This window comes from Nocardia sp. NPDC055053, assembly GCF_053608285.1.
The window spans coordinates 1-23,670 of the sequence record NZ_JBSGVD010000024.1; the positions used below are offsets into that span (position 1 = coordinate 1).

22 protein-coding genes are annotated in these 23,670 nt (G+C 68.2%); 5 read left to right on the top strand and 17 right to left on the bottom strand.

Going from position 1 to position 23,670, the window contains the following annotated elements; genetic code table 11:
• Positions 1 to 38: 38 nt before the first annotated feature.
• Positions 39 to 956 carry an NAD-dependent epimerase/dehydratase family protein gene (locus tag ACWF82_RS23245; protein ID WP_452504266.1) on the bottom strand — a complete coding sequence of 306 codons (918 nt, stop codon included), beginning with the start codon at positions 954 to 956 and terminating at the stop codon, positions 39 to 41.
• A gap of 129 nt (positions 957 to 1,085) precedes the next feature.
• Here ACWF82_RS23245 and ACWF82_RS23250 point away from each other — a divergent pair, with 129 nt between their 5' ends.
• Positions 1,086 to 2,033, top strand: a complete 948-nt coding sequence (locus ACWF82_RS23250; RefSeq protein ID WP_452504268.1) for a GlxA family transcriptional regulator — start codon at positions 1,086 to 1,088, stop codon at positions 2,031 to 2,033.
• Here ACWF82_RS23250 and ACWF82_RS23255 read toward each other — a convergent pair.
• From ACWF82_RS23255 to ACWF82_RS23285, 7 genes are all read right to left on the bottom strand, one after another.
• Positions 2,017 to 2,784 (bottom strand): hypothetical protein, encoded by a 768-nt coding sequence (locus ACWF82_RS23255; RefSeq protein WP_452504270.1) that lies wholly within the window; start codon positions 2,782 to 2,784, stop codon positions 2,017 to 2,019. The genes ACWF82_RS23250 and ACWF82_RS23255 overlap by 17 nt on opposite strands.
• Positions 2,785 to 2,887: 103 nt before the next feature.
• A complete protein-coding gene (locus tag ACWF82_RS23260; protein ID WP_452504440.1) occupies positions 2,888 to 3,577 on the bottom strand; it encodes a sirohydrochlorin chelatase in 690 nt (229 codons plus the stop codon).
• A 71-nt stretch (positions 3,578 to 3,648) separates the two neighbouring features.
• Positions 3,649 to 4,890, bottom strand: coding sequence for a uroporphyrinogen-III synthase (locus ACWF82_RS23265; protein WP_452504272.1), 1,242 nt, complete (start codon positions 4,888 to 4,890; stop codon positions 3,649 to 3,651).
• Positions 4,891 to 4,894: 4 nt separating this feature from the next.
• Positions 4,895 to 5,296 carry a nitrite reductase small subunit NirD gene (nirD, locus tag ACWF82_RS23270; RefSeq protein ID WP_452504274.1) on the bottom strand — a complete coding sequence of 134 codons (402 nt, stop codon included), beginning with the start codon at positions 5,294 to 5,296 and terminating at the stop codon, positions 4,895 to 4,897.
• Positions 5,297 to 5,362: 66 nt separating this feature from the next.
• On the bottom strand, positions 5,363 to 7,900 hold the full coding sequence (gene nirB / locus ACWF82_RS23275; protein ID WP_452504276.1) for a nitrite reductase large subunit NirB: 2,538 nt from the start codon (positions 7,898 to 7,900) through the stop codon (positions 5,363 to 5,365).
• A gap of 30 nt (positions 7,901 to 7,930) precedes the next feature.
• On the bottom strand, positions 7,931 to 9,391 hold the full coding sequence (locus ACWF82_RS23280; protein ID WP_452504278.1) for a nitrate/nitrite transporter: 1,461 nt from the start codon (positions 9,389 to 9,391) through the stop codon (positions 7,931 to 7,933).
• A 263-nt stretch (positions 9,392 to 9,654) separates the two neighbouring features.
• Positions 9,655 to 10,806 carry an MFS transporter gene (locus ACWF82_RS23285; protein WP_452504442.1) on the bottom strand — a complete coding sequence of 384 codons (1,152 nt, stop codon included), beginning with the start codon at positions 10,804 to 10,806 and terminating at the stop codon, positions 9,655 to 9,657.
• 245 nt (positions 10,807 to 11,051) lie between these two features.
• On the opposite strand from ACWF82_RS23285, the gene ACWF82_RS23290 reads away from it, so the two are divergent.
• The 3 genes from ACWF82_RS23290 to ACWF82_RS23300 all read left to right on the top strand — a co-directional run bounded on the left by ACWF82_RS23290 (position 11,052) and on the right by ACWF82_RS23300 (position 14,066).
• Entirely contained in the window at positions 11,052 to 11,723 is a 672-nt protein-coding gene (locus ACWF82_RS23290) for a FadR/GntR family transcriptional regulator (RefSeq protein ID WP_452504280.1), read from the top strand.
• Between the two features lie 168 nt (positions 11,724 to 11,891).
• On the top strand, positions 11,892 to 13,376 hold the full coding sequence (locus tag ACWF82_RS23295; protein ID WP_452504282.1) for an MFS transporter: 1,485 nt from the start codon (positions 11,892 to 11,894) through the stop codon (positions 13,374 to 13,376).
• 156 nt (positions 13,377 to 13,532) lie between these two features.
• Positions 13,533 to 14,066, top strand: coding sequence for an N-acetyltransferase family protein (locus tag ACWF82_RS23300; RefSeq protein WP_452504284.1), 534 nt, complete (start codon positions 13,533 to 13,535; stop codon positions 14,064 to 14,066).
• 42 nt (positions 14,067 to 14,108) lie between these two features.
• Here ACWF82_RS23300 and ACWF82_RS23305 read toward each other — a convergent pair whose 3' ends face one another.
• The 7 genes from ACWF82_RS23305 to ACWF82_RS23335 form a co-directional block, all read right to left on the bottom strand.
• Positions 14,109 to 15,101, bottom strand: a complete 993-nt coding sequence (locus tag ACWF82_RS23305; RefSeq protein ID WP_452504286.1) for an SCO2521 family protein — start codon at positions 15,099 to 15,101, stop codon at positions 14,109 to 14,111.
• The gene (locus ACWF82_RS23310) at positions 15,098 to 16,138 is read right to left on the bottom strand and encodes an SCO2522 family protein (RefSeq protein WP_452504288.1); all 1,041 of its coding nucleotides are present in this window, start codon (positions 16,136 to 16,138) and stop codon (positions 15,098 to 15,100) included. The genes ACWF82_RS23305 and ACWF82_RS23310 overlap by 4 nt, the downstream gene beginning before the upstream one ends.
• Positions 16,107 to 17,027: an SCO2523 family variant P-loop protein gene (locus ACWF82_RS23315; protein WP_452504290.1), complete on the bottom strand. Its 921-nt coding sequence runs from the start codon at positions 17,025 to 17,027 to the stop codon at positions 16,107 to 16,109. Before ACWF82_RS23315 ends, ACWF82_RS23310 begins: the two co-directional genes overlap by 32 nt.
• 15 nt (positions 17,028 to 17,042) lie before the next feature.
• Complete coding sequence (locus tag ACWF82_RS23320; protein WP_452504292.1) at positions 17,043 to 18,272, bottom strand: N-acetyltransferase family protein; 1,230 nt, start codon at positions 18,270 to 18,272, stop codon at positions 17,043 to 17,045.
• 133 nt (positions 18,273 to 18,405) lie between these two features.
• The gene (locus ACWF82_RS23325) at positions 18,406 to 19,257 is read right to left on the bottom strand and encodes a TIGR02569 family protein (RefSeq protein ID WP_452504294.1); all 852 of its coding nucleotides are present in this window, start codon (positions 19,255 to 19,257) and stop codon (positions 18,406 to 18,408) included.
• 111 nt (positions 19,258 to 19,368) lie between these two features.
• On the bottom strand, positions 19,369 to 20,550 hold the full coding sequence (moeZ, locus tag ACWF82_RS23330) for an adenylyltransferase/sulfurtransferase MoeZ (protein WP_378855626.1): 1,182 nt from the start codon (positions 20,548 to 20,550) through the stop codon (positions 19,369 to 19,371).
• A 96-nt stretch (positions 20,551 to 20,646) separates the two neighbouring features.
• Positions 20,647 to 21,630, bottom strand: a complete 984-nt coding sequence (locus ACWF82_RS23335; RefSeq protein ID WP_452504444.1) for a DUF3152 domain-containing protein — start codon at positions 21,628 to 21,630, stop codon at positions 20,647 to 20,649.
• Between the two features lie 299 nt (positions 21,631 to 21,929).
• On the opposite strand from ACWF82_RS23335, the gene ACWF82_RS23340 reads away from it, so the two are divergent.
• Entirely contained in the window at positions 21,930 to 22,592 is a 663-nt protein-coding gene (locus ACWF82_RS23340) for a TetR/AcrR family transcriptional regulator (RefSeq protein ID WP_379038081.1), read from the top strand.
• Between the two features lie 58 nt (positions 22,593 to 22,650).
• Here ACWF82_RS23340 and ACWF82_RS23345 read toward each other — a convergent pair whose 3' ends face one another.
• Positions 22,651 to 22,878, bottom strand: coding sequence for a DUF3107 domain-containing protein (locus ACWF82_RS23345; protein ID WP_379307868.1), 228 nt, complete (start codon positions 22,876 to 22,878; stop codon positions 22,651 to 22,653).
• Positions 22,879 to 23,091: 213 nt separating this feature from the next.
• Positions 23,092 to 23,658, bottom strand: a complete 567-nt coding sequence (locus ACWF82_RS23350) for a YceI family protein (RefSeq protein WP_452504297.1) — start codon at positions 23,656 to 23,658, stop codon at positions 23,092 to 23,094.
• Positions 23,659 to 23,670 lie beyond the last annotated feature (12 nt).

Genomic DNA, 23,670 nt, shown 5'->3' on the forward strand with positions numbered 1-23,670 from the left:
GCGGACTACCGACCCGCGGCGGCCGTCGCCGTTTCCGGTCAGGCCTGGTCGCCGGGGAGCACCCCGCGCAGGACGTCGTCGAGTGCGGAAGCGGTGACGCCGAAGGTGGTGCGCAGCGCGGCATCGTCGGCGATGAATTCGCGGTGCGACATGTGCTCGGTCTCGAACAGTTCCGCCCAGAACGGGTCGTCCTGGGCCAGCGCGGTGATCTCGGCGTCGGACAGCACGGCCAGCTCGGGCTCCGGCGCACCGGCCAGTGCCGAGAGCCTGCTCGCCACCGCGCGCACGGTGGTCGTGATGACCGGGGCATGCCAGGCGCGGCCCCACGCGCGGTCGTCGCGGGCGACGGCGACGAGAGCGGCTGCCGCGTCGTCGATGGCGGTGAACGAATGCGCCAGGTCCAGTTCCTGCGGCACCTTGGCCTGCGCGCCCGCCAGTACCGCGGGCTGCACCAGCAGGGAGAAGATCGACACCGCGCCCGCGCCGAGGAACTGCCCGGCGCGCACCTCGGTGACGCGCAGCCGGCCCGCCTCGTGCGCGGCCAGTGCCTCGGTCCACATCCTGGCCCTGACCGCACCCTTGTTGCCGGTGGCCGCCAGCGGGGTCGTCTCGGTGACGACGCCGTCGACGGGTCCGTAGCCGTAGAGGTTGCCCATCATGACCAGGTTCGCGCCGGCGGCTTCGGCGGCGGTCAGGATCGAACCGAACAGTGGCGGAACGGTTTCCGGCCAGGTGTGGTACGGCGGCATGGCCAGGTTGAAGACGGTCGCGGCGCCGGTGGCGTGCTCGGTCAGTGCGTCGGTGTCGAGGGCGTCGAGTGCGACCAGGTCGACGCCGGGATGGTCGGGGCCGAGTCCACTGCGGCTGATCACCGTCACGTGGTCACCGGACTCGGCCAGTACCAGTGCGGTGGCGGACGCGGTGCCGCCGCGACCGATCACGACATGCTTGGTCATGCGAATTCCCTTTCCCAGCAACATATTTCATGTTTCGCTCGGCGATCTCGCCGGGCACACAGGAAACAATGCCGCGCGGGCGGGGGCTAGACTAGTGGCCGGAATGCCAGCTATCCCAAGGATCAGGCCATGAAGACCGTTGCCGTCGTCGCCGTGCCGCCGGTGAAGTCGTTCGATCTGGCGATGCCGGGCTCGCTGATGGAGTCGGTGCTGGTCGACGGCGAACCCGCCTACCGGGTGCTCGTGTGCACCGCCGAACCCGGTGTGGTGCTTGCCGATTCGGGTGGCTTCGATGTGGTGATCCCGCACGGGCTCGACGTGCTCGACTCGGCCGACACCGTGATCGTGCCGAGCACCGGCAGCCGGACCGGCGCCGACCCGGTGATCCTGGACGCCCTGCGCGCGGCGGTCGAGCGCGGCACCCTGGTCACCTCGATCTGCAGCGGCGCGTTCGTCCTGGCCCAGGCCGGACTGCTCGACGGGCGGACCGCGACCACACACTGGGCGCTGGCCGACGAACTGGCCCGCGCGCACCCGTCGGTCCGCGTGCGCGCCGACGCGCTGTTCGTCGAGGACGGCCCGGTGACCACCTCGGCGGGCGCGGCCGCGGGAATCGACCTGTGCCTGCACCTGATTCGCGTGGACTACGGCGCCACCGTGGCCAACGAGGCGGCACGGGCCGCCGTGGTCACCCCGGTGCGCCCCGGCGGGCAGGCCCAGTTCGTCGACACCGCGCTACCGCCCGACGACGACCTGTCGCTCTCGGCCACCCGCAGCTGGGCGCTGGCCCGGCTCGACACTCCCCTGTCGCTGGCCGAACTCGCCGGGCACGCCAACACCAGCGTGCGCACGCTGACCCGGCGGTTCCACGAGGAGACCGGGCTGAGCCCGCAGAAATGGCTGCTGCATCAGCGCATCCACCGGGCCAGGGAACTGCTCGAATCGACATCGCTGCCGATCGATCAGGTCGCCAGGCACAGCGGCATCGGGTCGGCGGAATCGTTGCGCCAGCACATGATCCGCCAGCTGGGCGTTCCGCCGAGCACCTACCGGGCGAACTTCACCACGGCCCGTTAGCGTGCGGTCCGGGATACGGCGGGTAGCCCGGCGGCAGGGCCGGGGCGAAGTAGGCCTTGGACTTGGGATTCCACAGCAGGATCACCGCGGCCAGGCCGATGATGACGCCCACCACGGTGAAGCTCAGCGACTGCAGGTCGGCCTCGGGCGCGACGAGCGTGCTGATCACGGTGACGACGGAGAACAACACATTGATGCCGAAGAACACCGTGCCGGTGACGCGGGCCCAGTTCTTGCCCGCACGGGAGGCGAAGGCCAGCCACACCCACAGACCCGCCGTCACCAGCGAGGTGAGGACGCCGCCCGCGAGACCCGCGTACACGAGGATGTCGAGGTCGTCGCCACGGAACACCCCGCCCGATGCTTCGAGCGCGTCCGAGCGGATCTGATCGATCGTGGTCAGCATGTAGGCGGCGCCGAGCACCGTGACCACCGCGCCGGCCAGCATCACGTAGAACGCCATCAGCACGTTCTGCGGGACGACCCGGGGACCGGCCTCGGCTCCGGGCGCCGCCGGATAGGGGCTGCCGACCGGGTTGACGTGGGCACCCGGATAGCCGCCTGCCTGCGGATACGGCGACACCGCGCCGACCGGGCCGGGGATCGCCTGCGCCGCCGGGGCACTCGGGTACGGCGGCTGTGGCACGGCCTGACCCGGGTTGGGTGGTGGCGGGGGAACCGCGTCGGGATAGGACGTCAGCTCATCATCCTGCTGCCGCGGGATCTCGTGATCTGCGGACGAATCTGGCACGGTGCCTGCCCCCTCCATGTGAAGTCGGGCCAACTCTAGTCGCCGTGACCGAAACCGACCGGTCGACTATCCGGGCGTTCACCGGCCGGACAGCCGGGCGGGCTCAGCGCACCTCGGCGCGCACCAGTTCCTGTGCGGCCGTGCGGTATCGGTCGGCGATCAACCGGACCACCGCGGGATGCACACCGATCGGCTCGGCGACACCGTCGGCGCCCGCGTCGTGCAGACGCTGATGGAACAGGCCGTGCGCGAGCAGGTATGAGGCGATGAAGACGCGCCCCGAACCCGATTCCCGCAGGGACGCGACGACTTCGGGAACCCGCGGGGTACCGGTCGCGACGTAGGCGATGCGCACCGGCGCACCGAGCTGTTCGGCCAGCATGCCCGCCGCCCGGCGCACGTCCTGGCGTGCCCGCGCGTCCGAGGAACCCGCGGCGGCGAAGACCACCGCGTCGCCGGGCCGCCAGCCCGCGGCGCGCAACCGCACCGCCATGATCCGGGTCAGCGCCGGATCCGGGCCCATGGCCGCGGTGACCGCGACCGAGGGATGGCCGCTCTCTTCGACCTCGCGCGGCACATCCTGATAGACGTGATAGCCCGAGGCGAGGAACGCGGGCACGACGACAGCCGGTCCGTCGAGATCGCGCAGCACCTCCGACGGCGACGGCCCGAGCACGTCGACGAAGGCGGTGCGCAGGGCCGTATTGGGCGCTGCCCCTTGCGATTCGGCGCCGGGCTCGGACACCGTGGCGCCGAGCTCGGCGGCCACCGCGTCGGCGAGCGCGGCGATCATCTCCACGCCACGCGCGCTGCGGGTGCCGTGCGCGACGAGCACCAGAGCCGGATCACCCGGCAGGCCGGTACTCACCACACTCCGATCGGTTGCGCGGGGCGCGGCGAACGGGCGGGCGTGCCGATGCCTGCCTGGTGCGGCGGCTGCACCGGCGGACGGGCCGGGGTGTCGGCGCAGTCGGCGGCGTCGAGCGCGAGCCGGTAGCCACGCTTGACCACGGTCTGGATCGCCTTGGGCGTGCCGAGACCCGCCCGCAGTCGCGCGATCGCGGTCTCCACCGCGTGGGTGTCGTCACCGCCGCCGGGCAGCGCCGACAGCAGGTCCTCGCGGGAGACGACCCGGCCGGGCTGACGGGCCAGCGACCGCATCAACGCCATCGGCGCGGGCGCCAGCTGACGCACCTCACCGTCGACGACGACACAGCCACCACGCACGCTGATCAGGTGACCGGCGGCGTAGATCCGGCTCGCCCTGCGCGGCAGTTCCTCGGCGACATGGCGGGCCAGCGCACCGAGGCGCGCGCGGCCGGGCATGGTGGTCGGCACGCCGAGTTCTTCCAGCGGCGCCGCGGTGATCGGGCCGACGCAGGCCGCCAGCACCCGCCCGCGCAGTGCGTGCAGCACCGATTCGAGCACGCCGGTCTCCTTGGCGCGCATCAGCAGCGAGGCCACCGCGGGAGCGCTGGTGAAGGTGACGCAGTCGAGGCTGCCGGAGATGATCGACTCGATCATGGCGTCCATCGGGCCGCGATCGGCGGGCGGCTCCCAGCGGTAGACCGGCACCGGGACCACGTCGGCGCCCGCGCAGCGCAGCACCTCGCAGAAGTCGGGAACCGGCTCCCACTCGGTGGTCGCGCCGTGCAGCTGCACCGCGATCCGCACGCCTTCGACGCCCTCGGCGAGCAGGTGATCGAGCACCTCGGCCGAGGACTCCGAGGCGGGCGACCATTCTTCGCGCAGTTCGGCGGCGCGGATCGCGCCCTTGGCCTTGGGGCCACGAGCCAGCATCCGGGTCGAGGACAGCGTGTCGCGCAGCACCTCGGCCAGACCCCAGCCCTCGGCCGCTTCCATCCAGCCGCGGAAACCGATGCCGGTGGTGGCGACGGTGATCTGCGGCGGATCGGCGATCAGCAGCTCGGTGACGCGTTCGAGCTCGGTGTCGTCGGCCAGCGGGATGATGCGGATGGCGGGGGCGGACACCACGTTCGCGCCCTTGCGGGTGAGCAGGGTGCCGAATTCCTCGGCACGGCGGGCGGCGGTGACGCCGATGGTGAAGCCGGCAAGGCAGGAACCACTGTCGGTGGGAGCAGTCATGAAATCAGCCGTCCGAGGATTCGAGGGCCGCGACCTGCACCGGCTCGTTGGATACCGCGACGACGCCACCGTCGAGCTGCACGGCGTAGACCGGGATGGACTGCGTCTCGTCGTCGAGACAGCGTCCGTCGATCAGCGAGAAAGCCTGCTTGAGCAGCGGCGACGCGACGACGGGGACACCGCCGCGGTCACCGACGATGCCGCGCGACATCACCGCGGCCCTGCCGAACGGATCGATGTTGCCGACGGCGGCGAGCGTGCCGTCCGTGAGCAGGAACAGCGCGGCCTGCCGGCCACCCTTGAGCAGGACAGCAACGCCGCGGCCCGGGATCAGGAAGTCGAGCCGGCACGCCTGGGTCCAGGTCGCCGTCTCCATGGTGATGGTGGGTGTGTCGATAACGGTCATCGTCGGTTCCTCCTCCGAACGCCTTACCTATTGGTACAGGCGCCCTGTTTCCGCAGAGTTAAGCGCTTATTTCCCGGCTGCTGCTGTGTCCGAAGCAACACCGACCGGCATGCCCGGCAGGCCGAGAAGCACTGGAACCTTGCGCTCGCCGCTGTCGTCGAACGAGATGGTCGGGTCGGCTTCGTCAGGGGCATTGACGAAGGAGACGAAGCGCGAGAGCTTGTTCTCGTCCTCGAGCACGGCGGCCCACTCGTCCTTGTAGCCCTCGACGTGCTTGGCCATCGCGGCCTCGAGGTCGGCGGCGATGCCGAGGCTGTCGTCACAGACGACGGCCTTGAGGTAGTCCATGCCACCCTCGAGCGCCTCCTGCCACGGCGCGGTGCGCTGCAGGCGGTCGGCGGTGCGGATGTAGAACATCAGGTAGCGGTCGATGTAGGAGATCAGCGTCTCGTCGTCGAGCTCGCCTGCCAGCAGCACAGCGTGCTTGGGGGTCAGGCCGCCGTTGCCGCCGACGTAGAGGTTCCAGCCGTGCTCGGTGGCGATCACGCCGACGTCCTTGCCGCGGGCCTCGGCGCACTCACGCGCGCAACCCGAGACCGCCAGCTTGATCTTGTGCGGCGAACGCAGGCCGCGGTAGCGCTTCTCCAGCAGCACGGCCATGCCGACCGAGTCCTGCTGACCGTAGCGGCACCAGGTGGAACCGACGCAGCTCTTCACGGTGCGCAGCGACTTGCCGTACGCGTGACCGGACTCCATGCCCGCGTCGACAAGGCGCTTCCAGATCGGCGGCAGCTGATCGACGGTGGCGCCGAACAGGTCGATGCGCTGACCACCGGTGACCTTGACGTAGAGACCGAACTCCTTGGCGACCTCACCGATGACGATCAGCTGCTCGGCGGTGACCTCACCACCGGGCATCCGCGGCACCACCGAGTAGGTGCCGTTCTTCTGCAGGTTGGCCAGGAAGTGGTCGTTGGTGTCCTGCAGCGCGGCCTGCTCACCCTCGAGGATGTGCTCGCTCGAGGTCGAGGCCAGGATCGAGGCGACGGTCGGCTTGCAGATATCGCAGCCGGTGCCCTTGCCGTGCTTGGCGATCAGCTCGGAGAAGGTGCGGATGCCGGTCACTGCGACGACGTCGAACAGCTCGGCGCGCGACTGCTCGAAGTGCTCGCACAGCGCCTTGGACATCGCCACGCCGGACTGCTCGAGCAGCTTCTTGATCATCGGCACACAGCCACCGCAGGAGGTACCGGCGTTGGTGCAGCTCTTGACCTGGGCGATGTCGCAGGCGCCCTCGGCGATCGCGCCGCAGATGTCACCCTTGCTGACGTTGTTGCAGGAGCAGATCTGCGCGTCGTCGGGCAGCGCGTCGGCGCCCAGCTCGGCACCGGCCGGGGAGATCAGCGAAGCCGGGTCGGCGGGCAGCGGGCGGCCGACCAGCGGGCGCAGCGCCGCGTAGGCGGTGGCGTCGCCGACCAGGACGCCGCCGAGCAGGGTCTTGGCGTCGTCGGAGACGACCAGCTTGGCGTAGGTGCCCTTGGCCGCGTCGTGCAGCACCACCGACAGCGCGCCCTCGGTGGTGCCGTGCGCGTCACCGAAGGAGGCCACGTCGACGCCCATCAGCTTCAGCTTGGTGGACATGTCGGCGCCGGGGAACTCGCCCGCGCCGCCGAGCAGGCGGTCGGCGACGATCTCGGCGGTGGTGTAACCGGGGGCGACCAGGCCGTAGCAGATGCCCTCGATGGCCGCGCACTCGCCGACGGCGTAGATGTCGGGGTCGGAGGTGGCCATGCTCAGGTCGGTGAGAATGCCGCCGCGCGCGCCGATCTCGAGCCCGGCTTCCTTCGCGACCGCGTCGTGCGGGCGGATACCGGCGGAGAACACCACCAGCGAGGCGTCGATCTCGGACTCGTCGGACAGGGTCACCTTGACCCCGCCGCCGACCTGCTCGATGTTGGCGGTGCCCACACCGGTGTGCACGTTCAGGCCGAGGTCGGAGACCAGCTTCTCCAGCACCGCGCCACCGCCGTCGTCGACCTGGGCGGGCATCAGACGGGGGGCGAACTCGACCACGTGCGGGGTCATGCCCATCAGGCGCAGCGCGTTGGCCGCCTCCAGACCGAGCAGACCACCACCGACGACCACACCGTGCGCGCCGGGACCGGCGGCATCGGCGGCGGCACGGATGCCGTCGAGGTCGTCGAGGGTGCGGTAGACGAAGCACTCGGGCAGGTCGTGGCCGGGGACCGGCGGCACGAAGGCGTAGGAGCCGGTGGCCATGACCAGCGCGTCGTAGGAGATGACATCGCCGGTGGAGGTGGTGACGGTCTTGGCGGCGCGGTCGATGGCGGCACCGCGCTGGCCGAGCCGCAGGTCGACCAGGTCGTCACCGAGGTACTCGTTGCCCGGCAGCGCCAGGGCCGAGGGGTCCCAGGCGCCGACGTAGTAGGACAGGCCGACGCGGTCGTAGGCGGGCAGCTTCTCCTCGGAGAGGATGACGACCTGCCACTGGCCTGCCTCGTCGCGCGAGCGCAGGGCCTCGACGAAGCGGTGTCCGACCATGCCGTGGCCGACCACGACCACTGTCTTGCGAGTGCTGTTCATGAGAGTGACCTCCTTGGTAGTGGTCGGTTGTCAGCGAGCCGACGACTTGGTCGACGAAGCGGTGGATTCGGCCTCGAGGACCAGGTTTTCGGCCTCGACCACGACATCGGAGCCGGAGACCATGGACGTGGAGCGGGGACGGCGCAGGAACACTGCCCAGGTGACCAGGGCGCAGAGCACGTAGAAGCCCATGAAGATCACGAAGGCGGCGGTCGCCGAGTTGGTGGTGGCGTAGGAGGTGCGCAGCGCCAGGTTGATGCCGACACCGCCGAGTGCACCGATGGCGCCGACGAAACCGATCAGCGCACCCGAGGTGTTCTGCGACCAGGTCGCCTGCTCGGCCGGGGTGCCGGAGAGCGACTTGGACTTGGCGTCGAACACCGACGGGATGATCTTGGTGACGGCACCGTTGCCGAAACCGGACAGGATGAACAGGGCGATGAAGCCCATGGTCAGGATCGTCATCACCGCGCCGGTGGCGACACCGTTGTTCGCGTCGGCCTGGGTGCTGGCGAACACGACGACCAGCGCCGCGGCCATCATCGCGAAGAAGGTGACCAGGGTGACCCGCGAGCCGCCGATCCGGTCGGCCAGCTTGCCACCGTAGGGGCGGGCCAGCGAACCGAACAGCGGGCCGATGAAGGCGATCGAGGCGGCGTGCACGGCGGCCTGGGCTGCGGTGTCGCCACCGGCCTTGAAGCTGATCTGCAGGATCTGGCCGAAGGCGAAGCTGTAGCCGATGAACGAACCGAAGGTGCCGATGTAGAGGAAGGCGATGGCGTAGGACTGCGGCACCCGCAGCGCCTTGACCATGTAGGACAGGTCGGCCTTCTGGTTGCGCAGGTTGTCCATGTACAGGGCAGCGCCGACCGCGGTCACACCGACCAGCACCAGGTAGACCGCGCAGATCACCGAGGCGTACTCACCGCCGAGGGTGGCCAGCACCAGCAGACCGAGCAGCTGGATCACCGGCACGCCGATATTGCCGCCGCCCGCGTTCATGCCCAGCGCCCAGCCCTTGAGCCGCTGCGGGTAGAAGGCGTTGATATTGGTCATCGACGAGGCGAAGTTGCCACCACCGACGCCGGCGAAGGCCGCGACGACCAGGAAGGTCGTGTAGGAGGTGCCCGGCTGGTTGACGAAGTACAGCGTCAGCAGCAGCGGGACCAGCAGCAGGATCGCGCTGAAGATCGTCCAGTTGCGGCCGCCGAAACGGGCGGTGGCCACGGTGTACGGAATGCGCAGGAAGGCGCCGACCAGCGTCGGCATGGCGACCAGGAAGAACTTGCCCGCCGGGTCGATGCCGAACTTGTCCTGCGGCATGAACAGGACCATGACCGACCAGATCGACCACACCGAGAACCCGATGTGTTCGGCGAACACCGACCAGATCAGGTTGCGCTTGGCAACGTCCTTGCCGCCGGCCTCCCAGGCCGCGACATCTTCCGCATCCCAGTGCTCGATGTCGTGGTTACGCTTCAGCGTGCTCAAGTTGGGCCTCCCAAAAGTGCGATGGCCCAACGGTAGGAAATGGGTATTGCCGAAATGCTGCGGGAAATTGCGCCCGAATCAACGGTTTCTCACAAAGGCCCGGTCATAGGGGTGAGATCGAGGCCTTTGTTTCCGGCATGTGACGTGGCGATTTCAACAGGTAAGGAAGCAGCCGGAAATTGCCAGAAACCCCAGTGAGGTGTGATCTACACAGCATTACTCTTGACGCACACCCACGCAACTCGAGCGGTGAGTTTCCGCGATCAATTCCAGGTGTCCTCGAGCATGCGCGGTTTGCAGGCCTGCCAGGCGCCCGCGAGCAGTACGCCAAGCGCCACGAGCAGCATGGCGAACGGGGCCGCCCAGCCGCCTGTCCACGTGTGCAGCATGCCGAACAGCAACGGGCCGACGCAGGCGACGGCGTAACCGGCGCCCTGGGTGAACCCGGACAGCGCGGCCGAGCCGCGCGGGGTGCGGGTGCGCAGGTTGATCAGCGTCAGCGCCATCGGGAAGGTGCTCGGGCCGAGGCCCAGCAGCACCACCCAGAGCACCGGCACGCTCATGGGCGCGAGCAGCAGGCCGGCGAAGGCGATGACGAACAGCACCATGCAGCCGACGACGACGGGGAACGGATTGCGCATCCGCGAGACCACGGTCGGCGCGCCGAGCGCGGGGATCAGGCCCATCAGCGCGAACAGGCCGACCATACTGCCGCCGAAACCGGCGCTCGCGCCCGCGTCGGACAGGATCTTGGGCAGCCAGGCGAACATCGCGTAGGTGGTCAGCGAGGTCATACCGAACATCGCGGCCATCCCCCAGGCCACCGGCGAACGCCAGACTTTGCCTGCGGCCGTTGACGATTCGGCGGGCAGCGCGGTGACGTCGACCCGGTCGCGACCCTTGCGATCACGCAGGACGAACAGCCACGGCACCGCGGCGGCGAAGCCGACCAGCGCCCACACACCCATCGAGATCCGCCACCCGTGATCCTCGGCCAGCGGCACCGCGACGAACGCGGGCACGACAGTGCTCAACTGCACCATCACGATGTACAAGGAGCTGATCGCGGCCAGCTGATCGGCGAAATACCGCTTCACCAGCGGCGGGATCACCACGTTGCCGATGCCCATACCGAGCAGCACCACGCCGGAGAAGGCCAGCAGCTCGCCGGTGCCCGCGGAGAACACGCGGGTGAGCGACCCCGTCCCGGCCAGCAGCATCGCGATGAGCACCGTGCGCTCGAGCCCGAAACGGCGCACCAGCAGCGGCGTCACCAGCCCCGCGACGGCGAACATCGCGGTCGGCAGCATGCCGAACACGCCGACGATCGCGGTCCCGTACCCGATATCGGCGCCGATCTCCTCCGCCAGCGGACTGAACGCGGTGACCGCGGCGCGCAGCGTGAGCGCCGACATGACGATGGCCGCCAGCACAAGCAGGCGGCCTTGAACCAATGCCGAGAGCCGACGACTGGTTTCCGGAGCACATGGGTAACTCGCCGGGGACGGGCTGACCTGGCCAACCGCATCCCGCCGGTCGCCCAGCACGGTCGACCCGGAGCTCGAGTCTGGCTTGAATTCGCGGAGAGGCGGCATCCGCAAATCATAGGATGACCCCATGATCGGTGCAATGATTTGTGAGCAGCGGTACCCTTGCTGACGTGCAACCCGTCCGGCGAACCAGCCTCATCGCCCAGGTCACCGAGCAGCTTCGGGCCGAAATCCGTTCCGGCCGTTGGCCTGTCGGCCAACGGATCCCGACCGAACCGGAGCTCACCGAGCTCACCGGGACCGGGCGCAACACCGTGCGCGAAGGCGTCCAGGCCCTCGTGCACGCGGGAATGCTCGAACGGCGCCAAGGTTCGGGCACCTATGTGATCGCCACCTCCGAGGTGGGCGGCACCCTGGCCAAGTACTTCGCCGACGCCGAGGAACGCGACATCCTCGAACTCCGCCAAGCACTCGACACCACCGCCGCCGGCCTGGCCGCGCGCCGCCGCGACGACACCGACATCGCCAATCTGCGCCGCCTGCTCGCCGAACGCAGCAACCGCGACTGGTCCGAACCCGACCCGGTCGCCATCGCCGCCGACGTGGAGCTGCACCGGGCGATCGTCGTCGCCAGCCACAACGCGGTGTATCTGGAGTTCTACGATTCGCTGCTGCCGATCATCGAGCACGTGATCCACGCGCGCACCGCCCGCTCCGACGACGCCTACGACACCGAGCACGCCGAGCTCGTGCAGGCCGTCATCGACGGCGACGCCGACAAGGCCATGCAAGCGACCCGCTGCTTCCTCGATTCACTCATCGCGCAGTACCCCGACCGCTGATGTAACCGGGCAGTCACCAGCACCCGTTTTCGGCGGTGAGGCTGAGTTGGCTGGAACGTCACCTGAGGCCATTGCCACGCAACAACCGGCTCCTACCGTTATCTCGACCCCGCAAGCAGCGCATCGAAAACCCCTGCGCCGCTATCGAGCCCGATCGAGAGGAAGCCGATGACCGCACTCGCCGCCACCGGCAAGGAGACGGAAGCCCCGTCCTTCGAATATCAGCGGAAGGGCCGCTGGCTGACCCGGTGGAACCCTGACGATCCGGCGTTCTGGGAAGCCGGCGGTAAGCAGACGGCCCGCAAGAACCTCTGGTTCTCGGTCTTCGCCGAGAACCTCGGCTTCAGCATCTGGGTGATCTGGGGCTCCATCGTCACCGCCATGGGTTCGGCAGGCTTCGAGTTCCTGGCCGGCCTCGGCAAGGGCAACCCGACCGCGGTCAGCAACGCCCTGCTGCTGACCTCTGTCCCGACCCTGGTCGGCGCCGCCCTGCGCATCCCCTACACCTTCGCGGTCCCGAAATTCGGTGGTCGCGCCTTCACCGCGTTCAGCGCGGCGATGCTGTTCATCCCGACCCTCGGCATCCTCTACTTCGTCAACCAGCCGAGCACCCCGATGTGGGTGTTCCTCGTGCTGGCCTCGCTGGCCGGTGTCGGTGGCGGCAACTTCTCGTCGTCGATGGCCAACATCTCGTTCTTCTTCCCCGAGGGCAAGAAGGGCGCCGCGCTCGGCCTCAACGCCGCAGGCGGCAACCTCGGTGTCGCGCAGACCCAGCTGATCGTGCCGCTGCTGATCACCCTCGGCACCCACCTGATGGCCAAGGACGCGGGCGGCTACCGCTTCGGTATCACCCTCGCCGTGCTGTTCTGGCTGCCGTTCGTCGTCGTCGCGACTGTCGGCGCGCTGTACTTCATGGACTCCATCGCCGACGCGAAGTCCGACGGCAAGTCCTACAAGCTGGCCCTGACCAACCGGCACACCTGGATCATGGCCTTCCTCTACATCGGCACCTTCGGCTCGTTCATCGGCTTCTCCTTCGCCTTCCCGACGCTGATCAAGGCCACCTTCCCCGACCTGGCCAAGATCGGCTGGATCACCACCCTCGGTAACCTCGCCTTCCTCGGCGCGCTGGTCGGTTCGTTCAGCCGTCCGTTCGGCGGCTGGGTCGCCGACAAGGTCGGCGGCGGCGCCAAGATCACCGTCTACGTCTTCGGCGGCATGTCGATCGCGGTCGCGTTCATCGTCCTCGCGGTGGACCTGAAGAGCTTCCCGCTCTACCTGACCGCCTTCCTGGTGCTGTTCGTCCTGGCAGGCATCGGCAACGGCTCCACCTACCGGATGATCCCGTCGATCTTCAACGCCACCGCCAAGAAGTACGCCTCCGAACACGGCATCGACATCGCCGAGGCCACCATCTCGGCCAAGCGCCAGGCAGGCGCCGCCATCGGTGTCATCGGCTCCGTCGGCGCGGCGGGCGGCTTCGTCGTCCAGCAGGCGCTGCGCCTGTCCAATGTCCACCTCAAAACGATGGCCCCCGCCTTCTGGGCCTACGCCGCGGTGTTCCTGGTGATGGCCGCGGTCACCTGGTGGTGCTACCTGCGCACCAGCTTCGCCGCCGACCGGGTGCCGTCACTGGCCTACGCCAGCGTCTGAGTCCCCCACCGAAACCCGAAAGCCACGTTCGGATTCCCCTCTCCGAACGTGGCTTTCGACGGTGTGGCAACACATTCCTGCCGTGGTTGTGGCCACGATCACGGCTCTGCCCCTACCCTGGAGTTCAGACTTGCACCGGGGCGGAGGTGAGCGGTAGTGGAATCCTCGAACGAGCAGGCAGAGCTACGATTCCGATCCGCCACCGTCGACGATCTGGCCGCCATCGCCGAGCTCGAATCGCACGAATTCATGCCCCTGGCCTACCCCTATTTCGCGTTGCGGCAATTGTTCGATATCCACGGCTCGCACTGGGTGGTCGCCGATCTGGCAGGCTCGCTGTGCGGGTATGCCTTGGTGGCCGTCGGCAAGCGTTCGGCGTGGCTCATCGGACTGGCCGTGTCCGCGCGGTACCAGGGCCGCGGACTCGGGCGGTCGCTGCTCGACCGCGCCGTGGCCCGCTGCCGGTCGTCCCAGGTCGAGGCCATCTTCATCACCGTGCGCCCGTCGAATGTGCCCGCGACGAATCTGTACAAGGACTCCGGCTTCACCTGGCTGGACCACGAGGAGCAGTACTTCGGCGCCGGTGAGCCCAGAGATCTGCTGGTACACCGCATAACTCACGGTTGGGCGGCAGGCGACCCGACCGGTCGACGGTGGCACAAAGACCGCGGACCGGTTGACGAAGGATGACCGAGTTCGCCGAACACGACCGAGCAGCTGTTCCGGCCGTGATCACCAGCGCGCCTGGCTGCGGATCAGCGCACCCAGTGTCGCCACCGCGACCCGGTCGCGCAGCTGCCCGATCCGCGAACTCCACTGCACGGTGAACCCGGGATCGGCTTCCAGACCCGTCCACAATCCGCGCAACTCGGGCGGGGTCGAAGCGCCGGGTAGCCAGAGGTGGACAAGATGTTCGAGCAGTGGGGCGAGCACTTGCGTCGGCGCGGTATGCGACAGCTCAGCCATCTCGGCCTCGTCGAGCACCCCGCTCAGCACCGTCAACAGCCAATCGTGGAGTGCGAGGTCCTCGCAGAAGCGCTGTACGGCGACGAGCTCGGGATACTCCCCGACAACAATCGAAACCAGACGGATCTGGTCGTCGTGCAACACGAAGGACATCGCGGGGTTCACACCCGGCACACAGCGCGCGGCCCACCGCAGCCTGGTCGAGCTCGAGTGGATCGGCGGATTCTGGTTGAGCATGGCGTCGGTGCGTATCCGGGTATACAGCCGCGCCGCGATAGCCCCGAGATCGAGCGTGGTATCGGCCGCGGCGCCCGACCCCAGATAACCCTCGACCAATTCGACACCAAGCGACATCGACGGCGGTGCCAGCACCTCGACGACACCGATCCGCGCCAGATAGTGTCCCCAGCCACGACGGCGATTGTTCGCAGTCCCCGTCAGGTTGACACTCGCCGAACTCTGCAACACCCGCCCGCCCGTGATGACGCCATGCGTTGCGACGGTCCCGACACCCCGGGCACTGCGCGCCGATCGCGCCAACCGGCAATCGACCCCCTCGGGAATGCTGGGTGATCGGGCCCAGCTGATCGGACGTTCCCGCGATTGCACGGTTCGCCCTTCGACGAGGGTCAACAGGTCTACCGCCTCCTCCCGGCTCAGCGCCGCCGAGGTCGGGATCAACCCGGTACGCACCTCTCCGAGGAGCGCAACCGGCTCGACGTCGAGCGACGAGTTGCCCGCAGGCTGATCACCGCTCATCGCGGGCTCATGAAGTAGTGCGAGAGACGATCGGTCAGCTCACCGGTCAGTGCGATGGCCTCGTGCTGCGCCCGGTCCTGGATCGAGGCGACGACATCCCGGTCGAGGGCTACGTGCTCGAGAATCACATCGACCGCGTGCTCGACGCTCAGGTACTGCTGCGGCAAGATCGATAGCGCGTGGAAGGCCGCGAACGGCGCCGGATACGACTGCACTTGCAGGACACTCGGAAGCTGATCCCAGCTGGTCGGCCACGGTTCCTCGGCTGATCGAAAGTCGGTTTGCACCAAGGCTTTTCCTTCATGCCGAAGCATGCCGAGGCGCAACAGTTGCCACACCGACGCCAGCAGCGGACACGACCACTGCCGCTCGGCGTCAGGCGGCCGATGCGACCACAACTCCACATCGAGGAACACCGAGTGGTCGCGCGCGGTGAACTCCACCGGCGGCCGGTAGTTCATCGTCAACGCCGATTCGGGCTCGTGGTCACTGGATCGGCTCCCATTGCACAGCCAGCCCAATTCCGCCGTCGGCGGTCTACGACCGGTGCTGCCCGGTGCGGGTTCGGCGACGATCGAATCGGCGACCATCTGGGCCAGTGGAATCGGCCGCTCGGCATCCTGGTCGCGCCGAAACCGGGCGCACCCGGACTCGAGTGCCAGGTAGTCGATCCGCACGCCACACTCCAGGGCGATGCGCAGCAGCATAGGCACCACGTGCTGCGGACCGGGTTCGTTGTGGAAGTAGTCATCGATGAGAAAGCACGTGCTGATCCTGGGACGTGCGCCCGGGGGGACACTCAGCCCTTGCGCTATGCCGGTCAACGCCTGGACTATCGGCGCGACTCGCCGGAAATGACTCTCGATGGATGCCGCGTCCTGCAAATCCGACATATACAGGTGCCCGACCTCGATGGAGAGGTGGGCCAGCGGAACCTCGGCGACCCGCGCCACCGCCGTAGCTTCCGAATAGTGGGCAAAGCCCACGACCTCCTCCCCTCGCACCCTAGATCGGCTCCCACGTGGCCTGATCGACAAGCCTGCGAGCCAACTCAACGAACGCGGCTACCGTGGACCGATTCGCTATCCCTGCTTCGACATCGGAGTCGAGCACGATCTGCTCACGCACCGTCAGCACCGGCTCGACCGGGGTCTCCCCCAACAACCCGGCAGTGCCCAATCCACGCCTGGCGGCGAGGGATCGCAGTGTCTCGTGCTGGCGAAACATCCACGCAGCCGAGGCCCCACCGCCTTGCAAGCCGTCCTGGTGCAGGTTCGGCACCGCGGTGCGGACGAACCGTACGCGGCCCAACAGGGATTCGTGCCCGTAACCGAGCGCCACGCCCGTCTGTAACAGGCCGCTCGCGCCATACACGACACTATGTGTCGCGAGCAGGTGCTGCCGCGTCCACCGGTGGAATACCAGCCAGCCGACCATCTTTCCCTGCATCTGGCGTGGACTCGTCGCCTCCAGCGCAAGTCGCGCCGCCACCGACCGCCCCGCGCTCAGGTCGACTATCACCACCTTGAACTCGGTGTCCAGCGCGAGCAGCAGCTCCCGGCAGCGCGACACCGCCATCGGACTGCTGCCCGCGATCAATTCACCGCCGCCGTCGTCACCTGGGATCAGCACCAGCTTCCCGCCCCGCGACCGCCTGCTACGCAATGCATCACGGTCGGTGCTCGTTCGGACATCGACTCGGCTCGGCTCGCTGTTGTGGCCGCTGAGATACGAGTGCAAGCCGGTGCCGTGCGGGGCCCCGTGCTCGATCGCGGGGATGTCGAAGATCGCGCCGGCCGTGGGCGATCCGAAGTCGAAATCCAGGTAGGCGGTGGTGATTCCGCGCAGCGCCAGCCGGTAGGCGAGGTTGCAGCTCGTCACCGATCGACCGGCTCCGCCGAGACCCGCGGCAGCGAACACGATCATCGGCCCACCGACAACCTATCTGCGGACGTCACGGCCGAGCCCCGACTTCCCGTCGAGTCGCTCGCGGGTTCGTCGCAGCAGAAATATCGAAGCCAGCGCCGACAGGATGCAGACGACAGCCCCCGTCCATACCCACGACGCCCACACCCAGCGCATCGCGACAACGCCGACAACGGGAGCAGCGACTGTTGTCGCACGCAGCGCGATCGTCACCTTGGACTGCTCGAATCGCTGGGAGATCGAGAATCGTGATCGTTCATAGAGCCACAGCGCCACGGTGAACAATCCAGCGGCCGCGACTCCCGCGACGACAGACTTGGTGACCACGGAGAAGGTGATCGGCAGCGAGATCAGGAACGGATACACCCCGCCGTATTCCGACAGCGCGTTGCCGACTCGCATGTGCAGATCGAACGCGTGCGAGCGCAGTCTCGCGATGTCACCGGCCGCGTTGGTGTAGATGACCAGCGCCATCGTCGTCGCGAGCGTCGCCACCAGCAGCAGCGCGCGGGCCGGGTCCGGGTACTGCGCCGAGCCGAGCGCGGTGCCGAGCACAAAGGTCATCGCGGCGAGAATGGTGCCGGCGAAGGTGACACTCGTCGTGGTCTCGTCGGCTTCCAGTCCGGCCAGGTCGTCGCGCTCGAAACGACAGAACTCGAAGGCATCCCCCGAAGGCAGCTGGACGAAGTCGGTGATCACGTAGTTGTCGTCGGAGAGCAACTGCTCGACATGGCGCATCGCACGCACCGGCACCAGGTAGCGTTCGTCTGGGTCGATGTAGTCGATGCGCACCTTGTATTGCAGATACAACCGGTCGTGTCCGGCGCCGAAGTATCCGAGCATCAGCGTGCGCGCGATGAATCCCTCGTGCAGCAGCAGGCGCAGCATCGGAAAGTTGCGCGGGCTGGTGACCGTCGAAATCGACGGTGTCACACCGGATTCAGCGGCCCGAAGGACAGCCAGCAGATGATGGAGCAGGCCGCGCGCGATTCCCTGGCCGCGCAGCTGCGGAGTCACGGCGACAGCGCTGATGTAGACGTGACCGGATGTGGGCCGCTCATAGTGGATGAATCCCGTGATCGCCCCATCATCGATCGATACGAAGACCTGTCCTTTGCGGACACCATCGCGCAGTTCGTCCTCAGACGCCGGCTCTCGATCGACATCGCCGGCCGGAAAGCACACACTGTCCAGACGGTTCAGCGCGGTGACATCTGCTTCTACCGCTGGACGTATTTCGACCATTGCACCCCTCGCAGCGGGCCGCCGCAGCGGCCTGGACCACCGCTCGAATCTAGCACGGCCGAACCCGCGATCACGTCGAAAACTCTTGTTGCCCTGACAGTCCGGGTAGCAGCGAGCCCCGGCACATCCGCCCTTACAACGCCAAACGGACCATGTCCGCCGTGCGGGCGAGACCGGGGAACGCCTCGGGGGTGGAGCGCGGGTGCAATGCGTGTACGGCGAGGCGGAACATCAACGCGCGCAACAGCATCTGCGGCCATTCCGGGAGACTGGACCAGCGGTCGAGGAGTCCGTCGTCGCCGCCGCCCCAGGCCAGCGCGTCGATGACGACAACGCCGGCGGCCCAGATGGCGGGGCGCCAGTAGGGGGTGATGTCGGTGAGGCCGGGGGTGTGCGCGCCGGCGAACAGGACGGTGCCGAAGAGGTCGCCGTGGACGAGCTGGTCGGGGCTGCGGACCGGCTTGCGCAGGGTCGAGAGCTGGCCGATCAGTTCGAGGCTGCGCTGGGCGTCGGGGGTCGTGGAGATCGGGACGCCGCCGGTGCGCAGGCTGCGCAGCGGCACCGGTTCCCAGGCGGCGCGGTCGGCGGCGACGAACACGTCGACGTCGACCCAGGGCGCGACCGGGGGCTGGACCAGGAAACGGGGACGGTCCAATTGCGCCGTCGCCTTGTGCAACCGCAGCGACACCGAGACCACCTCGTCGTAGCGCGCTTCCGGCGCGCCGTCGACGTAGGTGTCGGCGCGCCAGCCGGAGACCACATACCGGCCGTCGGTGGCCCGCACCGGGCGCGCCACCCGCAGGCCGTCGACCGCGAGTGTCTCGCGCACCTTCGCCGACCACGCGGCCCGCGCGTGATCGGCCACCGGACTCAGCACCACGTCACCCATTCGCCAGCCACCGTCCCAGTCGCCGAGGCAGACCGGTGTCACTTCGCGAAGTCCGAATGTGGCGCGCACATGCTCGGGAGGTTCGACTGAGGTCACGGCCGTACCGTAACCCCGCCGCGGCGCCGCAACCCGAAGCCACGCTGGCACACTCCACTTTGCGACCTCGCCGCAACCTTCGGCGAGGTCGGCAACAGTGCAGCTACCCGATCAGTAGACCGGCAGCGACGGATCGACCTGCTTGGCCCAGGCGACGACACCGCCCTGCAGGTGCGTGGCGTCGGCGAAACCGGCCCGCTTGAGCGCGGCCAGCGCCTCGGCCGAGCGGATACCGGTCTTGCAGTGCAGCACGATCGGCTTGTTCTGCGGCAGTTCGGCCAGCGCCTCGCCGGAGAGGATGCGGTCCTTGGGGATCAGCGTCGCGCCCTTGATGTGGACGATGTCCCACTCGACCGGCTCACGGACGTCGATCAGTTCGACCTTGTCCGCGTCGAGCAGATCCTTCAGCTCGGCGGCGGTGATCGTCGACCCGGCCGCGGCGGCCATGCCCTCCTCCGACACCACACCGCAGAACGCCTCGTAGTCGATCAGTTCGGTGATCGGCTGACGCTCGGGATCGCGGCGCAGCTTGATGGTGCGGTAGTTCATGTCCAGTGCGTCGTAGACCATCAGACGGCCGAGCAGTGTCTCACCGATGCCGGTGATCAGCTTGATCGCCTCGGTCACCATCACCGAACCGATCGACGCGCACAGCACGCCGAGCACGCCACCCTCGGCGCAGGACGGGACCATGCCCGGCGGCGGGGCCTCCGGGTACAGGTCGCGGTAGTTGATGCCGCGGCCGTCGGGGGCGTCCTCCCAGAACACCGAGACCTGGCCTTCGAAGCGGTAGATCGAGCCCCACACGTAGGGCTTGCCCGCGAGGACGGCGGCGTCGTTGACGAGGTAGCGGGTCGCGAAATTGTCGGTGCCGTCGACGATCAGGTCGTACTCACGGAACAGTTCGACGGCGTTGTCCGGTTCCAGCCGGATCTTGTGCAGGCGCACGTCGATCCCGGAGTTGATCTCCAGGACGGAATCGCGGGCGCTGTCGGCCTTGGGGCGGCCGATGTCGGACTCGCCGTGGATGACCTGGCGCTGCAGGTTCGACATGTCGACCTCGTCGAACTCGACGATGCCGAGCGTGCCGACACCGGCCGCGGCCAGATACAGCAGGGCGGGCGAACCCAGCCCACCGGCGCCGATCACGAGCACCTTGGCGTTCTTCAACCGCTTCTGACCGTCGACACCCAGATCGGGGATGATCAGGTGCCTGCTGTAGCGAGCGACCTCGTCCTTGGTCAGTTCCGCGGCCGGCTCGACGAGCGGCGGCAGGGACCCGTTGAATGACACGTCAGAGCTCCTGTGTTTATCGGCGGTATTCCTGGTACATGCAACGTGGGATGCCGCGCTGTTCTTCCCACCCATGGTCCAGCATGGACCACCGCACTATCCGCGCGGGTACGGCCAGGGGTTGAAGCGGCAGGTCTTGCCGTCGGCGGGCACCACACCGTGCGGATCGAGCAACGCGATGTCGTTGTTCTTGGTGCCGAAGGTCTGCTGCATCATGATCGGCGCGAGCCCGCCGTCGGTCTCGCACGGCTGATGACCGTGGTAGCCGATGGCGTGACCGACCTCGTGGTTGATCTGGTACTGCCGGTAGGAGCCGATATCGCCGTCGAAGGCGAGCGCGCCACGCACCCAGCGCACCTCGGAGAGCACGACGCGGTCGATGTCGGCGTTGTAGCAGGACGAGTCGATCGGGATCTCGAATCCGCAGGCGGCGCGGGTGCTCTCACGCGAGGTGAGCGAGAGGCGGAAATCGGGCTCGCCGGTGTCGATGCGCTGGAAGCCGAAGCGGGGGTCGTGGGTCCAGCTCTTCGGGTTGGCCAGGGTCGTCTCGACCATCTTGGCCACGGCGACGTCACCGCCGAACGGCGCGGTGTCGATGCCGTCCTCCACCTCGACGGTGTAGCGGAAGACGCGTTCGGTGCCGGTGCCGACCTGGGCGCTGGTGCCGGGCACCACATGCCAGGTGCCCGCCGCCCGGTCGACGTAGTCGCCGCCCTCCGGCAGCGCGCCGAGCGGCAGGTCGGGCGGGAACTTCCCGTCGCCGGGCGGTGCGCCGATGATGCCGGACTGGGCCACCTTGGGGCTGAGCGCACCGAAACCGGGGTCGTTCACGGGGGGCATCGGGTTCGCGCGCAGTGCGTCGACGACCACCAGCACGGTGACGGCCAGCAACACCGGCAGCGCGTAGGCCCGCCAGCCGTAGCGGCGGACGAACCGGCCGATCGCGCTCTGCTTCTTCGCGTCGCGCTGCGGACTGCGCGGCCTGCCGTTGTCGGTGTCGGTGGGGTTCCAGCGGGCGCGCAGCGGCTGCCGGGATCGGTCGGCGGGCTGATACAGCCCCAGCGGGTCGTAGACCTGCAGTTCTCGCCCTTCTGGCGCCGACGTCACAGAACCGGACTCGGTGGGTTGCGTGGGGCGAGCGACATCGCGCCCGCCGCCGGATGGTCGTTCCGGTCGGTCGGTCACCCCACCAGATTCTCACAGTGCGCAACCCCGCCCTCGCGGCGGCCGCAGCGGATCACGCGGTTACGGCCCGGCGAACCCCGGGGCCTGGTACTACATTTCCAGGGCGAAACTTCATGGGAACACCGTGCGGGTATCGTTCGTGGGATACCGGACCGAACACCCCTGGGCCGGGGTAATCGACAAAGAGAGCCGAGATGACAGACCTCGTGGACCGCATGACCTCGCGCCGATCGGTGCCGGAAACGGTCCCGGCCAAGCGCGGTACCCGGCTGCCCCGTGACGAGCGGCGCCAACAGCTGCTGCTCGCGGCCAGCGAAGTGTTCGTGCAGCGCGGCTACCACGCCGCGGGCATGGACGAGATCTCCCAGGTGGCAGGCGTCAGCAAGCCGGTGCTCTACCAGCACTTCGCGAGCAAGCTGGAGCTGTACCTGGCGGTGCTGCAGAACTATGTCGACATCCTGGTGTCGAGCGTGCGCCAGGCGCTGCGCTCCACCACCGACAACAAGCAGCGCGTGCGCGCCGCCGTCAACGCCTACTTCGATTTCGTCGACAACGAGATGCAGGGCTTCCGCCTCGTCTTCGAATCCGACCTGACCAGCGAGCCGCAGGTGCAGCGCCGGGTCGAGCAGGCCACCGAGGCGTGCGTGGACGCGGTCTTCGACCTGGTCGCCCACGACTCCGGCCTCGATCCCTACCGCGCCCGCATCCTGGCCGTCGGCCTGGTCGGCGCGAGCCAGTTCACCGCCCGCTACTGGCTCGAGGCCGACCGTCCGATCCCCAAGGACGAAGCGGTCGACACCACCGTCGCCCTCGCCTGGGGCGGCCTCAAGCACGTGCCGCTGCACCCGATCGGCTGACAGACCACAGGAAAAGCCCCGCACCGGACGCCGGTGCGGGGCTTTTCGCTGTCAGGACTCAGACCGTGGCGAAGCCGACGCGGCCGGTAGCGGTCGAGCCGATCTCCACGTAGGCCACCTTGGCCGCCTGGATCAGGAACTTGCGGCCCTTCTCATCGGTCAGCGAGACGACGCCACTCGCGCCGCCCAGCGCCTCGGTCACCAGCGCCTCGATCTCCTCAGGGCTCTGCGCGCTGTTGATCACGAGCTCACGCGGGCTATCCGAAATACCGATCTTGACCTCCACGGCCAACCTCCGAACGTAAGAGTCCTGTGTTGTCGCCTATCAGGCTAGTCGAGCGAGAAGGCCGCCGTCGCTGTGCCCAGCTGCGCTGTGAGCGAACGACACGACGGCGAGTACCGGACGGACTGGTCTCGCACGAACATGGGTAACTCACCGGGGACGCCCAGAACGCGACCGATGACTACCCGCAAGCCCGCTCGTGAGCCAACCAGCCGCTTACTGGTCGGCCGAAGTCGCGGAGAGGCGGTCTGTGGGCTCGACCAGCTCGATGTCGAGTTCGATCTTGACCGCATCCGACAGCATGCCCGGCATGGGGACGCCGACGCCGAAGTCGGTGCGCTTGATGGTGCCGGTCGCGGAGAAACCGGCGTGGCGGGTGCCGTCCATGTAGTCGGCGACCCCACCCCATTCGACATCGAGGGTCACCGGCTTGGTGACGGTGCCGAGGGTGGCCTCGCCGGTGACGGTGAACGACTCGGCGATCCGGACCGGCCCGGTGGCACGGAAGCTCAGGGTGGGGCGGTTGGCGACGTCGAGGAAATCGGCATTGCGGACGTGGGCGTCACGGTCGGCGTTGCCGGTGTCGAAGGAGTCGAGGTCGATGGTGGCGCCGATGGTCGCGGCGCCGGTCTCGTCGACGACGAACTCGGTCTCGAAGCGGGTGAATCCGCCACGGACCTTGGCGATGCCAAGGTGGCGCACGGTGAAGGCGACCGTGGAGTGGCTGGCGTCGAGCGCCCAGGATCCGGTCTTGAGCTGCTGGGTCTGTGTCGAGGAAGTCATGACTCCACCCTG

Coding starts and splice junctions, on each gene's coding strand:
- ACWF82_RS23245 (WP_452504266.1), bottom strand. CDS start 956: ATGACCAAGCATGTCGTGATCGGTCGCGGCGGCACCGCGTCCGCCACC.
- ACWF82_RS23250 (WP_452504268.1), top strand. CDS start 1,086: ATGAAGACCGTTGCCGTCGTCGCCGTGCCGCCGGTGAAGTCGTTCGAT.
- ACWF82_RS23260 (WP_452504440.1), bottom strand. CDS start 3,577: ATGATCGCCGCGCTCGCCGACGCGGTGGCCGCCGAGCTCGGCGCCACG.
- ACWF82_RS23265 (WP_452504272.1), bottom strand. CDS start 4,890: ATGACTGCTCCCACCGACAGTGGTTCCTGCCTTGCCGGCTTCACCATC.
- nirD (WP_452504274.1), bottom strand. CDS start 5,296: ATGACCGTTATCGACACACCCACCATCACCATGGAGACGGCGACCTGG.
- nirB (WP_452504276.1), bottom strand. CDS start 7,900: ATGAACAGCACTCGCAAGACAGTGGTCGTGGTCGGCCACGGCATGGTC.
- ACWF82_RS23285 (WP_452504442.1), bottom strand. CDS start 10,806: ATGTCGGCGCTCACGCTGCGCGCCGCGGTCACCGCGTTCAGTCCGCTG.
- ACWF82_RS23295 (WP_452504282.1), top strand. CDS start 11,892: ATGACCGCACTCGCCGCCACCGGCAAGGAGACGGAAGCCCCGTCCTTC.
- ACWF82_RS23305 (WP_452504286.1), bottom strand. CDS start 15,101: ATGAGCGGTGATCAGCCTGCGGGCAACTCGTCGCTCGACGTCGAGCCG.
- ACWF82_RS23315 (WP_452504290.1), bottom strand. CDS start 17,027: ATGATCGTGTTCGCTGCCGCGGGTCTCGGCGGAGCCGGTCGATCGGTG.
- ACWF82_RS23320 (WP_452504292.1), bottom strand. CDS start 18,272: ATGGTCGAAATACGTCCAGCGGTAGAAGCAGATGTCACCGCGCTGAAC.
- ACWF82_RS23340 (WP_379038081.1), top strand. CDS start 21,930: ATGACAGACCTCGTGGACCGCATGACCTCGCGCCGATCGGTGCCGGAA.
- ACWF82_RS23350 (WP_452504297.1), bottom strand. CDS start 23,658: ATGACTTCCTCGACACAGACCCAGCAGCTCAAGACCGGATCCTGGGCG.